The 13772-nt window shown below is 40.5% G+C and carries 12 protein-coding genes and 2 tRNA genes; 9 read left to right on the top strand and 5 right to left on the bottom strand.

Features of this window, described 5'->3' with window-relative positions; all coding sequences use genetic code 11:
- Window positions 1-82: 82 nt before the first annotated feature.
- The 5 genes from NQ782_RS06130 to NQ782_RS06110 form a co-directional block, all read right to left on the bottom strand.
- Complete coding sequence (locus NQ782_RS06130) at window positions 83-1501, bottom strand: amino acid permease (RefSeq protein ID WP_001183124.1); 1419 nt, start codon at window positions 1499-1501, stop codon at window positions 83-85.
- A gap of 131 nt (window positions 1502-1632) precedes the next feature.
- Window positions 1633-1708: transfer RNA gene (locus NQ782_RS06125), tRNA-Glu, on the bottom strand.
- Window positions 1709-1733: 25 nt separating this feature from the next.
- A tRNA-Ala gene (locus NQ782_RS06120) sits at window positions 1734-1809 on the bottom strand.
- A 57-nt stretch (window positions 1810-1866) separates the two neighbouring features.
- Window positions 1867-3375 carry a glutamate--tRNA ligase gene (gene gltX, locus NQ782_RS06115; protein WP_000868422.1) on the bottom strand — a complete coding sequence of 503 codons (1509 nt, stop codon included), beginning with the start codon at window positions 3373-3375 and terminating at the stop codon, window positions 1867-1869.
- A gap of 116 nt (window positions 3376-3491) precedes the next feature.
- The gene (locus NQ782_RS06110) at window positions 3492-3791 is read right to left on the bottom strand and encodes a hypothetical protein (RefSeq protein ID WP_000690903.1); all 300 of its coding nucleotides are present in this window, start codon (window positions 3789-3791) and stop codon (window positions 3492-3494) included.
- 396 nt (window positions 3792-4187) lie between these two features.
- On the opposite strand from NQ782_RS06110, the gene NQ782_RS06105 reads away from it, so the two are divergent.
- The 9 genes from NQ782_RS06105 (at window position 4188) to NQ782_RS06065 (ending at window position 13762) form a co-directional block, all read left to right on the top strand.
- Complete coding sequence (locus tag NQ782_RS06105; protein WP_057094668.1) at window positions 4188-5189, top strand: sulfate ABC transporter substrate-binding protein; 1002 nt, start codon at window positions 4188-4190, stop codon at window positions 5187-5189.
- 222 nt (window positions 5190-5411) lie between these two features.
- Window positions 5412-6335: a 16S rRNA (cytosine(1402)-N(4))-methyltransferase RsmH gene (gene rsmH, locus NQ782_RS06100; protein ID WP_000018350.1), complete on the top strand. Its 924-nt coding sequence runs from the start codon at window positions 5412-5414 to the stop codon at window positions 6333-6335.
- Window positions 6335-6667, top strand: coding sequence for a cell division protein FtsL (gene ftsL, locus NQ782_RS06095; protein WP_000842465.1), 333 nt, complete (start codon window positions 6335-6337; stop codon window positions 6665-6667). Before rsmH ends, ftsL begins: the two co-directional genes overlap by 1 nt.
- A gap of 11 nt (window positions 6668-6678) precedes the next feature.
- The gene (gene ftsI / locus NQ782_RS06090; protein WP_000227936.1) at window positions 6679-8511 is read left to right on the top strand and encodes a penicillin-binding protein PBP3; all 1833 of its coding nucleotides are present in this window, start codon (window positions 6679-6681) and stop codon (window positions 8509-8511) included.
- 3 nt (window positions 8512-8514) lie between these two features.
- Window positions 8515-10014 (top strand): UDP-N-acetylmuramoyl-L-alanyl-D-glutamate--2,6-diaminopimelate ligase, encoded by a 1500-nt coding sequence (locus NQ782_RS06085; RefSeq protein WP_057094666.1) that lies wholly within the window; start codon window positions 8515-8517, stop codon window positions 10012-10014.
- An 8-nt stretch (window positions 10015-10022) separates the two neighbouring features.
- Window positions 10023-11423: a UDP-N-acetylmuramoyl-tripeptide--D-alanyl-D-alanine ligase gene (gene murF / locus NQ782_RS06080; RefSeq protein WP_057094664.1), complete on the top strand. Its 1401-nt coding sequence runs from the start codon at window positions 10023-10025 to the stop codon at window positions 11421-11423.
- Entirely contained in the window at window positions 11424-12542 is a 1119-nt protein-coding gene (gene mraY / locus NQ782_RS06075; RefSeq protein WP_000928089.1) for a phospho-N-acetylmuramoyl-pentapeptide-transferase, read from the top strand. It abuts the gene before it with no gap.
- Window positions 12543-12602: 60 nt separating this feature from the next.
- Window positions 12603-12935, top strand: coding sequence for a hypothetical protein (locus NQ782_RS06070; RefSeq protein WP_057094662.1), 333 nt, complete (start codon window positions 12603-12605; stop codon window positions 12933-12935).
- A 2-nt stretch (window positions 12936-12937) separates the two neighbouring features.
- Entirely contained in the window at window positions 12938-13762 is an 825-nt protein-coding gene (locus NQ782_RS06065) for a putative RNA methyltransferase (protein WP_002019666.1), read from the top strand.
- The last annotated feature ends 10 nt before the right edge of the window (window positions 13763-13772 follow it).

The following is a 13772-nucleotide window of genomic DNA, read 5'->3' as shown; positions in this document are numbered from 1 at the left end:
TCTACAACGGTAGATTATATAAAGCCAGTCTCTAAGCAAAAAAAAGTGTAGCTTTTTGCTACACTTTTTAAATTACAAATACTTAAGCTTTATTTCGATAGAAAATAAAGTAGCTGAGATAGCACAAGGCAGTAAAAATTAAGCAACCTATAAAGCCAGCACGCATTTCAGGATCTGCTGCCATACTTAAACAGGTAATAAAGCAGAAAAGAAAACCTAAAATTGGAACGATAGGGAATAACGGTGCTGCATATTTTAAATCGCTAATTGTATGCCCGGAACGGTACCATTGACGACGGAAATTGAACTGGCTTAAACAAATACTCATCCAGACAATAACCATGGTAAAAGCTGCAACACCTAACAAGTTTTTAAAGATGGTTTCAGGAGCAAATTGTTCTGATAATAAGCCTGGAATTGCGCCGAACATTGTTACAACTAAAGCAACAATAGGTGTCCCGCTTTTTGAAAGTGTTGCAAATACACCCGGAAGGAGTTTTTGCTCCGATAAAGACCACATCATACGTGAAGCTGCATATAATCCCGAGTTTGCGGCTGAGAGTAGTGCAGTAATAATAACAAAACGGATGATGTCATCTGCATATGGAATACCGATGTAATTAAATACGGTAACGAAAGGACTATTACTTACGTTGTCACCACCTAAACCAGCAAGTTGGAAAGGAAGTAATGCACTAATTACAATAATGGTGCCTACAAAGAAGATAAGAAGACGCCAGATTGCAGCATTAATCGCTTTAGGGACATTCTGAGCCGGATCTTTAGTTTCGCCAGCAGCTACACCAATTAACTCTGTTCCAGAGAAAGCAAAGTTAACAATGAGCATAGTGGTGAAAATAGGAAGAAAACCGTGTGGGAACCAACCTTGGGCAGTTAAATTACTAAACAATGGAGCAGTTTGAGCGCCGTGAAAAGGAATTAAGCCAAAAATTGCTAATAATCCAAGCACAATAAAAGCAATAACGGTAATGACCTTAACTAGCGCTAGCCAGAACTCTGACTCGGCAAATACTCGGGTTGAACTGATATTTAACCCGAAAATAGTTACTGCAAAAATAAGTGTCCAGATCCACATTGAAATTTGTGGAAACCATTCCTGCATAAGTAGAGCTGCGGCGGTAAACTCGGTTCCTAGCGTTGCTGTCCATGTTAGCCAGTACATCCATGAAATCATGTAACCTGTACTTGGACTAATGTACTTTCGAGCGTATGCGCCGAAAGAACCCGAAACGGGCATATGTACAGCCAGCTCGCCTAAACAGAGCATGACCATGTAAGCAATTGCACCCCCAAGAATATAGGCAATAATTGCGCCAATAGGTCCAGTTTGTGAAATGACTTCCCCTGAACCCAAAAATAAACCAGTACCGATTGCTCCACCTAGCGATAACATGACAAGGTGGCGAGTACTCATGGCTCTTTTTAAAGGTGCAGTACTGTTCTGATGCTGAGCATCTAGTTGTTTGTCAGATGGCTGCATATTACACATTGAGAGAATTTGAGAAAGACGCTATTTTAGATAAAATAGACAAATGTGCAATCAAGAAGCAGTCAAAGAATAGACAGGAAGGTGACGATAGAGTCTTTAAAAGGAATTTTTAAAATAGAAAATGGCGTCCCTACGGGGATTCGAACCCCGGTTACCGCCGTGAAAGGGCGATGTCCTAGGCCTCTAGACGATAGGGACTTGATGAGGCAAACACAAAGGAGCTTGGTGGAGCCAAGCGGGATCGAACCGCTGACCTCTACAATGCCATTGTAGCGCTCTACCAACTGAGCTATGACCCCAGTTTGTGTGAGCGCAATATTAGGGTGAATGCGCTCACACGTCAATAAAAAAATGAATTAAGCTTCGCTAGTTGCTTCATTTTTCGGCAATTTTAAACTTTCATTAAGCTTTTCCCAGTTTTTTACCTCTTTTTTACTCGGTGCACCTACAATTTCTAGTGCATGTCGTAAGCGAGCAAAGGTTAAGTCAGGGCCAAGCGTAACCATTGACTGCATAACTGGTGTTGAACTTGTTGAGCCAGCAATTGCAATAAAGAACGTTGGCATGAAGTCACGTAATTTAATGCCCATCTGATTTGCCAAATCCATTAAAGTTTGACTAACTGTGTCGTTATTCCAAGTAAACTGACTTTCAAGACGCCAAATTGCGAATTGTAAACTTTGACGAACTTGCTCTTGAGTCAATTTTTTACTTTCAAACATTTCAGCCGTAATTTGTGGCATATGGTTAAAGTAGAAACCAGCCCAATTTACAGCTTCAGAAAGTAAATTAATACGTGGTTGAATAGCGGCAGCAATGTCTTCTAAAGTGCTGCGATCACTTTTCCATGTCAATAAACGGTCTAATAGTTGTCCTGGGGTTAACCCTTTAATCCATTGACCATTTAACCAATTGAGTTTTTCAACGTCAAAAATTGGCCCACCTAGTGATACGCGTTGAATATCAAAGTTATCCATCATGTCTTGTAATGTGAAAACTTCTCTTTCATCCGGCATTGACCAACCCATACGGCCTAAATAGTTGAGTAAGGCTTCTGGTAGAACGCCGATATCACGGTAGTAGTTAATTGAGGTCGGGTTTTTGCGTTTAGATAACTTCGATTTATCCGGATTACGAAGTAATGGCATATGGCAAAGCGTTGGCATTTCCCAACCAAAGTATTGGTAAAGCAACTGATGCTTCGGTGCAGATGGAAGCCATTCTTCACCACGTAATACATGGGTGATTTCCATTAAATGGTCATCAACAACGTTAGCTAAATGGTAGGTTGGTAAACCATCTGTTTTAAGAAGCACTTGCATATCGACTTGTGCCCAAGGAATTTCAACTTCCCCACGGAGTAAGTCGTTAAATTTACACACGCCTTCTTCAGGCACTTTCATACGGATAACATGAGGTTCACCCGCTTCAAGACGTCGAGCTACTTCTTCTTGAGACAGCTTTAAACCACGACCATCGTATTTTGGCGTTTCGCCACGAGCTTGCTGCTCGGCACGCATTTGGTCAAGTTCTTCTGCTGTAGCAAAACAATAAAAAGCATGACCTTTTTCAACAAGTTCTAATGCGTATTGCTTATAAATTCCCATGCGCTCTGATTGGCGGTAAGGAGCGTGAGGACCACCTACATCCGGACCTTCAGACCAATTTAAGCCTAACCAGCGTAGAGAGTCTAAAATCATTTTTTCAGATTCTGGCGTAGAGCGAAGCTGGTCTGTATCTTCAATTCTTAAAATAAATTCCCCGCCATGCTGTTTCGCAAAACACATATTGAATAGGGCGATGTAGGCAGTACCAACATGTGGGAAACCGGTAGGAGAAGGTGCAATACGAGTACGAACTTTCATAGTTAATGGGTCAAAATAAAAATTGGAACTATTATAACGAAAAAGCCCAGTATTCTGACGTTTTATTTAACGACAGTCTGGGCTGAAATTGAAACGATGAGGGGTCGTTTCAAATATTAAGAAGTGTGTGGCTGGAAGATTGCCTGAACAAAACGTGAAAAACGTTCATGCTGTGCTGCAAGAAAGTTTTGAGTTGGTGTAACACGGATAGTATTAAGTACTTTTAACTCATCATCTGTTGATGGAAGTACAATAGTGTTACGTTTTTGCTGATCTAAAGCTTTTTCAATAAGTGAAGACTGTTTATCTGAAAGACTTTTACTTGGTGTATCTTTCAGTACGGCTGCTGTAGATAGTTGCGATGCAAAACTAAGCACCAAACCCAAGCCTAAAGCTTTTCCATAATGAATTTTCATTTTCTGTTCATCCCCTCAGTACATTTCGTCTATTTTTTGAGTTTAACCAAATGTAAAATTACGGTAACGCTACGATTCAAACATAAATTTTAATAAAAAAGTAGAACTATGTCACACTTTTTACAAAAAATACCTTTATTTTACGCTGGTACCTTTAAATGTAGCCTATGTGTATCCATTACGTCTCATTATTTAACAAATTAATGTGTAGATAAAGTGAAGAGTATAAATAAACTATAAGAATAATTACAAAACTTTTCAAAAAGGAGAAGGAAAAATTAGAGTTAACTATATCTTTTAAAGTGATTAGTAAAACATTTATTTATATAACTATTTGATTGAAAACTAAAAAAATAAAAATATAGTAGACGTTAAAAGTAAAAGTGGTTTTTATAAATGAAAAGAATAGCAAGAATTGCAGTCGCTACGTATATGGGGTTGGCAGTAAGTGCTGTGCAGGCGGCGACTACATTTTTAAATGTTTCTTATGACCCAACTCGAGAGTTTTATCAGGAATATAATCAGGCATTTGGAAAGTTCTGGAAACAACGTACCGGACAGGACGTGGATTTTAAACAATCCCATGGAGGCTCAGGTAAACAGGCTCGCGCTGTAGCAACTGGTCTTGAGGCAGATGTGGTGACCTTAGCCTTAGCCAATGATGTTGATGAAATTGTAAAAGCAGGCTTTATCCAGCCAAACTGGCAAAAAGAATTCCCTAATAATTCTGCACCGTATACCTCTACAGTTGTGTTTTTAGTACGAAAAGGCAATCCGAAAAATATTCGTGATTGGAATGATTTAACCAAACCTGGTGTTGAAATTATTACACCTAATCCGAAAACGGGTGGAGCACCGCGTTGGATTTATCTTTCTGCATGGGGATATGCTTTAAAGCAGCCGGGTGGAAATGACGCTAAAGCCAAAGAGCTGGTTAAAAAACTTTATCACAACGTTAAGGTGTTAGATTCGGGAGCGCGAGGCTCGCTTACTACATTTGCTGAGCGTGGAATTGGAGATGTTCTACTTTCTTGGGAAAATGAAGCATTATTGGCAACGAAAGGTCTCGATAAAGATAAATATGAAATTGTTTACCCATCAATTTCAATTTTGGCAGAACCATCTGTTGCCATTGTTGACAAAACAGTCGACAAAGACGGTAACCGTACTTTGGCAAAAGGTTATCTCAACTTTTTATACTCACCTTTAGGTCAAGAGTTGGCTGCTAAACACTATTTCCGTCCTCGTAATCCTCAAGTTGCTGCTAAATATGCAGCACAATTCCCAAAAATTAAATTATTTACGATCAATGATGTTTTTGGCGGTTGGGCAAAAGCTCAGAAAACCCATTTTGCCAATGGAGCCATCTTTGATCAGATTTATGATGGAAAGCAGTAGATAAAATATTGGTAGAGTAGAAGTTTAAAAATTAGTTTACTTTTTTATAGTGAAGCAAGTGAGCCTGAAAAGGTGAGCTTGCTTTTTTGTTTTGCTTAAAAAATGAAAAGAAAACGGTTTTCTCTATGAAAAATTAATATTTTCCTACAAAAAGCCGTTTGGTGTTAGCCATAAACAAGGTGATAATGTGCAGTTACATTTTTACGCTATGATTTAACTCCTATGTCGCATATTTCTGTCTTACTTTTTGAGACCGTTGAAAGCTTATTGGCAGATCGCACAACTGGGGTGTATATCGATGCAACCTTTGGACGAGGTGGGCATACGCGCTTGTTATTGTCGAAACTCGATGAAAACGCCCGAGTATATGCTTTTGATAAAGACCCTCAAGCTCTGGAAGTTGCGACTGCTTTAGCGCAAGAAGATCCAAGATTTACGATTATTCATGCAAGTTTTGCTGATATTAAGGAAAAAATGCAGGAAATTGGGGTGCAAAGTGTCGATGGAATTATGGCAGACTTAGGTGTGTCCTCTCCTCAACTCGACCAGGCTGAACGCGGCTTTAGCTTTATGCAAGATGGCCCGTTAGATATGCGTATGGATAACTCGAAGGGATTGACTGCTGCCGAATGGTTACTTGAGGTAGAAGAGGAAGATTTGGCAAATATCATTTATCAATATGGTGAAGAACGATATAGTCGCCGTATTGCTAGAGCAATTAAACAGGCCGGAAAATTGGATACTACGGCGCAATTGGCTGAAATAGTAAAAACAGCCCATCCAAAATGGGAAAAGCATAAACATCCGGCGACACGTACGTTTCAGGCAATCCGTATTGCTATTAACAAAGAACTAGATGATATTGAAGTATTTTTACCGCAAGCTGTAGACTTGCTTAAGCCAAAAGGGCGTTTGTCTGTGATCAGCTTCCATTCGCTTGAAGATCGGTTGATCAAACAGTTTATTCAAAAAGAATCAACTCTAGCAGAAGATTCTGGTTGGGGGATGCCTCAACAGCAGGTTGATACGAGAAGATTAAAGAAAATTTCACGGGTTCGTGCGAGTGAAGAAGAAGTAAAAGCGAATCCACGTTCACGTAGTGCATGGCTTCGGGTTGCTGAACGCTTGGAACAAAAAGGCGCGTAATGAAAAGCAGTGATGAAATCGAAACCACAGAAAATAAAGTGGTCAAAAAAGTTGTGGTATATGCAGTCATGGTGGCATTGGTTTTTATCAGTGCCATGATGGTGGTATTTCAAGTATTTGAATACCGTCATGATTATAGAGAGTTAAGCTCTTATATGCGTGAACGTGATGACCTCAATGCTGAATGGGGGCGTTTATTGATTGAGCAACAAACATTTGGTGCGACTGCTCAAATTGGTACACGTGCTGTGACACAATTACGAATGTTTTCGCCACCTGCTGCAGAAACGGTGGTAATTTCTTTACCGATGACCTCAGAGCAAAATAAGTAAGGCCTTGCTGTATGGTAGATAAGCGAACAAAGCAAACACGAAAAAAACAGCAGTCTATTTCGGAAAAACCAAGTCTTGCCTTTGATATGTGGCGGTTTTATCTGCTCTGGGCGGTAGTGCTACTGTGTTTTGTGGTATTAATTGCACGTGCATTTTATGTTCAAGTCATTAATAAAGACTTTTTGCAAAATAAGGCCAATGCCAATATTTTGCGTACTGAACGTATAGAGGCTATGCGTGGAGTGATTAGTGATCGCCACGGTGTACCTTTAGCGATTAGTAGTCCAATCATGAAAATTGTGATTGATCCGCGTGATTATTTTGAGACCAAGCATTTATATGATCAAATTACGGCTGAACTAAAACAAGATCCAAACAACCGTAAATTAAAACGCCAGTTACCAGATAAAAATTTAAATCTTGATGAACTTGCCGACGTGGTGGGTGTTGATCGTGCTGATCTTAAAAAACAGATGAATGCGCGTCCGCGTTCTCGCTATCTGGTTTTGAAAAAAGAAGTACCTCCTCAGCAAGCTGACCTCATTATGAAAGGTAATTTCCAAGGGGTGTATGCAGAAAAAACTTATAAACGTTATTACCCGCAACCTCAGCCAAATGCCCAAATTATTGGTTTGACCAATAGTGAAGGTCAAGGTATCGAAGGCTTGGAAATGCAGTTGAATAAGCAACTGTCAGGTGTAGACGGTGAGCAAAAAATTATTCGCGATAAGCGTGGTAACCGTTTAAAAGTTTCTGAGGTAATTCGTGAGGGTGAACCTGGTGAAAATATCACTTTAAGTATCGACTCACGTTTGCAGTACATTATGTACCGTGAATTAACGGCTGCAGGTGTGGCTAACAATGCGCGTTCAGCAACGGCGATTGCAGTTGATGTTAAAACGGGTGAAATTCTGGCAATGACCAGTTGGCCATCTTATAACCCGAATGATAAGAATGGCTTATCAAATAAAGATGCTATGCGTAACCGTGGTGCGATCGATATGTTCGAGCCAGGTTCAACCATGAAACCTTTTACTATTTCTGCAGCTTTAGAAACTGGTCAATATACGCCAAATACGATTGTAAATACCTCTCCTGGCTCAATGCGTTTAGGCTGGCATACTATTCGTGATACCCATAACTACGGGGCTTTGACCGTAAGTGGTGTCATTATTAAGTCTTCAAACGTGGGTTCTGCAAAAATTGCATTATCACTTCCGAAAGAAACCTTGCCGAGCTTCTTTAATCGTGTTGGTTTTGGTAAGCGTTCTGCAGTAAGGTTCCCTGGGGAAAGTTCAGGTCTGGTTTTACCTGTTAATAAATTAAACTCTTCTCAAATTGGGACCATGGCATATGGTTATGGCTTAAACGCGACAATCCTTCAATTGGCTCAAGGTTATGCCATGCTTGCAAATCATGGTGTCAAAATGCCATTAAGCTTGCATAAACTAGATCAGCCACCTAAAGGTGAGCAAGTTTTAAATCCGAAAATTGCCGATCAAGTTTTGTTAATGCTTGAACAAGTGACTATGCCGGGTGGTACTGCAAAACAAGCCAATATTCCTGGTTATAGGGTAGGTGGTAAAACAGGTACTGCACATAAATTGCGTGCAGATGGTAAAGGATATTCAAATAATGAGTATCGTGCCTTATTTGCGGGTGTCGCACCAATTAGTGATCCACGTTTAGCCGTTATTGTAGTGGTGGAAAACCCACAAGGTCGCTATTACGGTGGTTTGGTTGCCGCTCCAGTTTTTGCTCGTATTATGCAAGAGTCGTTGCGCTTAATGAATGTGCCGCTTGATAAGCCACTTAATACTCCAGAAAATCCTATTCGCAGGTAAGCTATGACTGTTTCTTTTCAAGAAATTCATCCGATCGAAATTGATGCTCAATGGCCTCAACAGCCATTTCACGGCTTTAGTTTAGATAGTCGTAAAGTTGAAACGGGCCAAATTTTTATTGCTTTGACAAGTTATAGCCAGCCTGAAAAAACGCGTACATTTGCTGAAGCGGCTTTAGCAAATGGAGCGTTGGCTGTCATTAGCGAAACCGAATTAGGTGTAGCAAATGAATGGGTATGCCCTGTTGTGCGTCAGCGCATGGGAGAGTGGCAAAAACGTTATTTGCAACAGGCTAATGTAGTAAAACCTCTACGAGTTATTGCTGTAACAGGCACAAATGGTAAAACAACAATTTCTCGTTTAATTGCTGAGTTAATTAGTTCACAACAGCAGCGCTGTGCAGTGATGGGGACAACAGGGAATGGTATTTTACCGAATTTAACGCCTTCTACGCATACTACCCTCGACGCTCTACAGTTACAAAATGCACTACATGATTATGCTAAACAGGGAGCAACCTTTGCTTCTTTAGAAGCAAGTTCACATGGTCTTGAACAGGGGCGATTAAATGGTTGCGATATTGAAATTGCTGTTTATAGCAACTTAAGTCGTGACCATTTGGATTATCACGGCACTTTAGAAGCTTATGCAGAAGCGAAGGCGCGTTTATTTCAGTTTAATTCGTTAAAAGTCGCTGTTATTAATTTAGATGATACGCATGCTGACTTGATGATTAAGTCTGCCCAAAATAATCCAGCACAACCTAAAATTTTGACTTACTCACTAACTCAAAATACAGCTGATTATTACATTACCGATTTAAGCTATAGCTTGGCGGGTGCAACTTTTAATTTAGTAAGTCAGCAAGGTTCATTTGCGGTAGAAAGTCCATTATTAGGTCATTTCAATGTTGAAAATTTAATTGCCGCACTCATCGCTGCTGAGCAAGCTGGTTTCGATTTACAGGCATTGGTTAATTTTGTTCCTAAACTAATTGGTGCGCCAGGCCGAATGCAAGTTATTCGTGATGATGAGCGATTATTTGTAGTGGATTATGCGCATACACCAGATGCATTGATTCAAGTGCTTAAAACATTAAAGCGTCATGTTTCGAATCAGCTTTGGGCGGTGTTTGGATGTGGTGGTGACCGTGACCGTGGTAAGCGTCCACTCATGACTCAAGCAGCTTTGGATGGCGCAAACCCTGTTATTCTGACTTCAGATAATCCAAGAACAGAAGACCCTGAACAAATTTTTGCTGATATGAAGCAAGGAATCGATTTTTCAGGGCATCGTATGCATGAAATTCATGACCGCCGTGAAGCAATTAAATTTGTTGCAGAGCAAGCTCAAGCTGGTGACATTGTAGTGATTGCCGGTAAAGGACATGAAAATTATCAAGAAATTAATGGTGTGCGTCACTGGTTTGATGATGTGGTTGAAGTGCGTTCCGCGATTGATGCCCAACATCATACGGTAGATGCTGCTTACCCTGCACAATAGGAAAAATTATGCATACTTCAACCACCAGTACCGTGCCTTTGGAACCGTGGACAGCTCAACAATTACAACAGGCAACACAGGGTTACTGGCATAAAGACCAGATCCCTCAAACTGAAATTAAACGTATTTTGACTGACTCGCGTCATGCAGAAAGTGGGGATGCCTTTTTAGCACTAAAAGGTGAACGTTTCGACGCGCATAATTTTGTCGCGCAAGTGGCTGCAAATGGTTGCCAAGTCGCTATTGTCGAGCGGCCTATAGATGCAGAAATTGCTCAGCTTGTAGTTGCCGATACTCGTTTGGCTTTGGGGCAGCTTGGTGCGTATCGTCGTGAACAAAATGCTCAATTGAAAGTAATTGCTTTAACGGGTAGTAGTGGTAAAACCACCACCAAAGAAATGCTAGGAAGTATTTTGTCTCGTTTAGCACCTACATTGATTACCCGAGGCAATTTAAATAATGACCTTGGTGTGCCGATGATGTTGCTTGAGCTTCGAAAGGAGCATCAGTATGCGGTGATGGAACTTGGTGCAAATCATCAAGGTGAAATTGATTACACATCAAAACTTGTTCAACCGCATGTTGCTGGCATTTTAAATATTGGAACTGCTCATTTGGGTGAGTTCGGCGGGCGTGATGGCATTTGCCGTGCTAAATCAGAAATCTATCGTCATATTTTACCTCAGGGCGTTGCTATTGTTCCGCAACAAGATGACTTTACCGCTGAGATTCGTGAAGCAGCCAAAAGCCATCAAATCATGAGCTTTGGTGCTGGTGGTGATGTCTTTGCTACAGAGATTGAATTGTTGCCACAATCTGCCAATTTCCAGTTACATACGCCTCAAGGTTCAAGTTTTGTAAGACTGCCGTTTGCGGGTGAGCACAATGTGCAAAACGCAACTGCAGCAGTAGCATTTGCTTTGGCGTTAGGTGTTAGCTTGGAAGATATCGTAAAAGGTCTAGAGCAAGCACAAGGTGCAAAAGGTCGTTTGAATTTTATTCAAAAAGCGCCTCATTTATTTATTGATGATACTTATAACGCCAATCCAACATCTATGCGTGCTGCGGCACAAGTATTACTTCAGCAAAATGGCATTAAAGTCATGGTGATGGGGGATATTGGGGAGTTAGGTGATAGAAGTTGGCAAGAACATCACGATTTAGGTCGCGATCTTGCTGAGCTTCCTTTAGACCATATTATTGCAGTTGGGCAGTTTGCCTCAGCAGCTCTCGAAGGCGCAGGTCTTCATTCTACTAAATTGAAAGCATTTCAGACTCAAGCTGAGGCGCTTCCATTTTTAATCAATCTAATCCAAACACATCAACCCCAGTCCATGAGTTTCCTGTTTAAAGGTTCTCGCTTTACTCATATGGAAACGTTGATGGCTGATTTGATGGAGAAACTTTAAATGCTGTTATGGTTGTTTGAACAACTTGCGGGCTATCACAGTTCGTTTCAGGTTGTTCGTTATTTAACATTACGTTCTTTACTCAGTGTATTAACGTCACTGACCATTGGTTTGGTTCTCGGACCAATCATGATTCGTAAATTACAAGCGTTAAAATACGGTCAGGCAGTAAGTTCGTTTGCTCCTGAAAATCATGCTAAGAAAATGGGTACACCGACCATGGGTGGGATTTTAATTCTGCTCTCAATTGGTATTAGTACTTTATTGTGGGCTGATTTATCTAACCCTTATGTTTGGATTGTACTTGGTGTAATGGTTGTGTTCGGTGCGGTTGGCTGGGCAGATGACTGGATTAAAATTCGCTATAAAGATAATGCAGGTCTACCTGCCCGTAAGAAGTTTTTCTGGACTTCTGTCGCATCGCTGGGTGCTGGTATTGCGTTATATTTAATTGCTACCCAACAATCTAATGCAGAATACACAGCAAATATGCTGGATTTATTGATTCCTTTCTTTAAGAATCTTTCAATTCCGCTTTCTATTGTTCCTTTAGGTTTAGCATTTATTGTATTTACCTATTTAGTAATTAATGGTGCCTCTAATGCGGTTAACCTAACTGATGGATTAGATGGTTTAGCCATTATGCCAGTAGTTATGGTAGCGACGGGCTTAGGCGTATTTGCGTATTTATCTGGTGACATTCGTTTTGCCAACTATTTGCATATTCCTTATGTGAAATACACTTCAGAACTTGTGGTGATCTGTTCTGCCATGATTGGTGCAGGTTTGGCATTTCTTTGGTATAACGCACATCCGGCGCAAGTCTTTATGGGTGATGTGGGCGCTTTAGCTCTAGGTGCAATGCTTGGAACCATTGCCGTTATGGTTCGCCAAGAAATCGTATTCGCAATTATGGGCGGTGTTTTCGTTATGGAAGCGGTATCGGTATTCCTGCAAATCGGCTCATTACGAATGCGGAATAAACGCGTATTTTTGATGGCACCTTTGCACCATCACTATGAAAAACAAGGCTGGAAAGAAACCCAAGTGGTCATCCGTTTTTGGATTATTACGATTATGCTGGTTGTTTTAGGCCTAATGACCTTAAAATTGCGCTAGAACTTATTTTGGTGTCAATATAAAGCCAGTTTCTACTGGCTTTTTTTATTGGAGAGGTAAATGACAAAAGTTGCTGGTCTAGACCAATTATCTGTAATTAATCAAAAAGTAGTTGGAGAGGGCGAAGTCTTACCTCAAGTTGTGCTTAAAGATGGAAGTCAGGTGCAAACGGGAACTGTCGCGACGATGCTGCATAATATTGAACTCTATAATGCGGGGCAAAGAGGGCAAATTGAACAAGAGTTGAAGATCGCAATTCCAACTTTAGTTAAAGTGGGCTTATTTGATTTGTTTGAAGTAGATGAATGGATTAAGGGAACAAATGCAGGCCGTACATTTGTTGGAATGCACGCTAAGGCTTATTTACAACAAAAAGAACAAGAGAATAATTAAACGTGACTACGCAAAATTTAATGTGCCCTGTGTGTCGTCAACGACTTGAGCTGGTAAGCAAAACATGGCGGTGTGAACAGGGCCATAGCTATGACATTGCAAAGCAAGGTTATGTGAACTTACATGTTGTACAGCACAAACATAGTAAAAATCCGGGAGATACTCCTGAGTCTGTAGATGCGCGCCGTGCTTTTTTACAAGGTGGCTATTATCAACCTTTACAACAAGCAGTAGTTCATTTGCTGAAAGATCTTAAAGCTAAAATGGTACTTGATATTGGCTGTGGTGAGGGCTATTACACCAGTGCAATGCAACAGGTCGTTGAACAGTGTATAGGTGTAGATATTGCAAAAAATGCAGTACAACGCGCAGCAAAGTTAAATGACAAAGTGACATGGGTGGTTGGTACAGGAGCAACTTTACCTGTCATCGATCAAAGCATGGATGTGTGTACGAGCCTTTTTAGCCCGATTCCCCAAACGGAAATTCTGCGTGTTTTAAAAGATGATGGTTATTTAATTGTTGTGACTCCGGCAACCGATCATTTGTATGCGATGCGTGAGGCATTGTTTGAACAGGTTAATCCTCACACACCACAGAAATTTGTTGAACAACTACAAGATTTATTTGAGTTGAAAGAACAGCAAGTTATTGATGCTCCTTTAGTACTTGACCAGCAAGCTTTAAAAAACCTTATTGCTATGACTCCCTATGCTTATAAGGCATCTCCAGAACGTCGTATGCAATTAGAACAGAAAGCACACTTACAAGTGACCGCATCTTTTCAAATTTATCTTTTTCAAAAGCGTAATAAAAAAGCCATCTAACGATGGCTTT

It is taken from the genome of Acinetobacter sp. BD54 (assembly GCF_044778325.1).
Taxonomy (GTDB): domain Bacteria; phylum Pseudomonadota; class Gammaproteobacteria; order Pseudomonadales; family Moraxellaceae; genus Acinetobacter; species Acinetobacter baumannii.
Note: the sequence above shows the minus strand (reverse complement) of the source record. Positions and strands in the feature narration are given on the sequence as shown.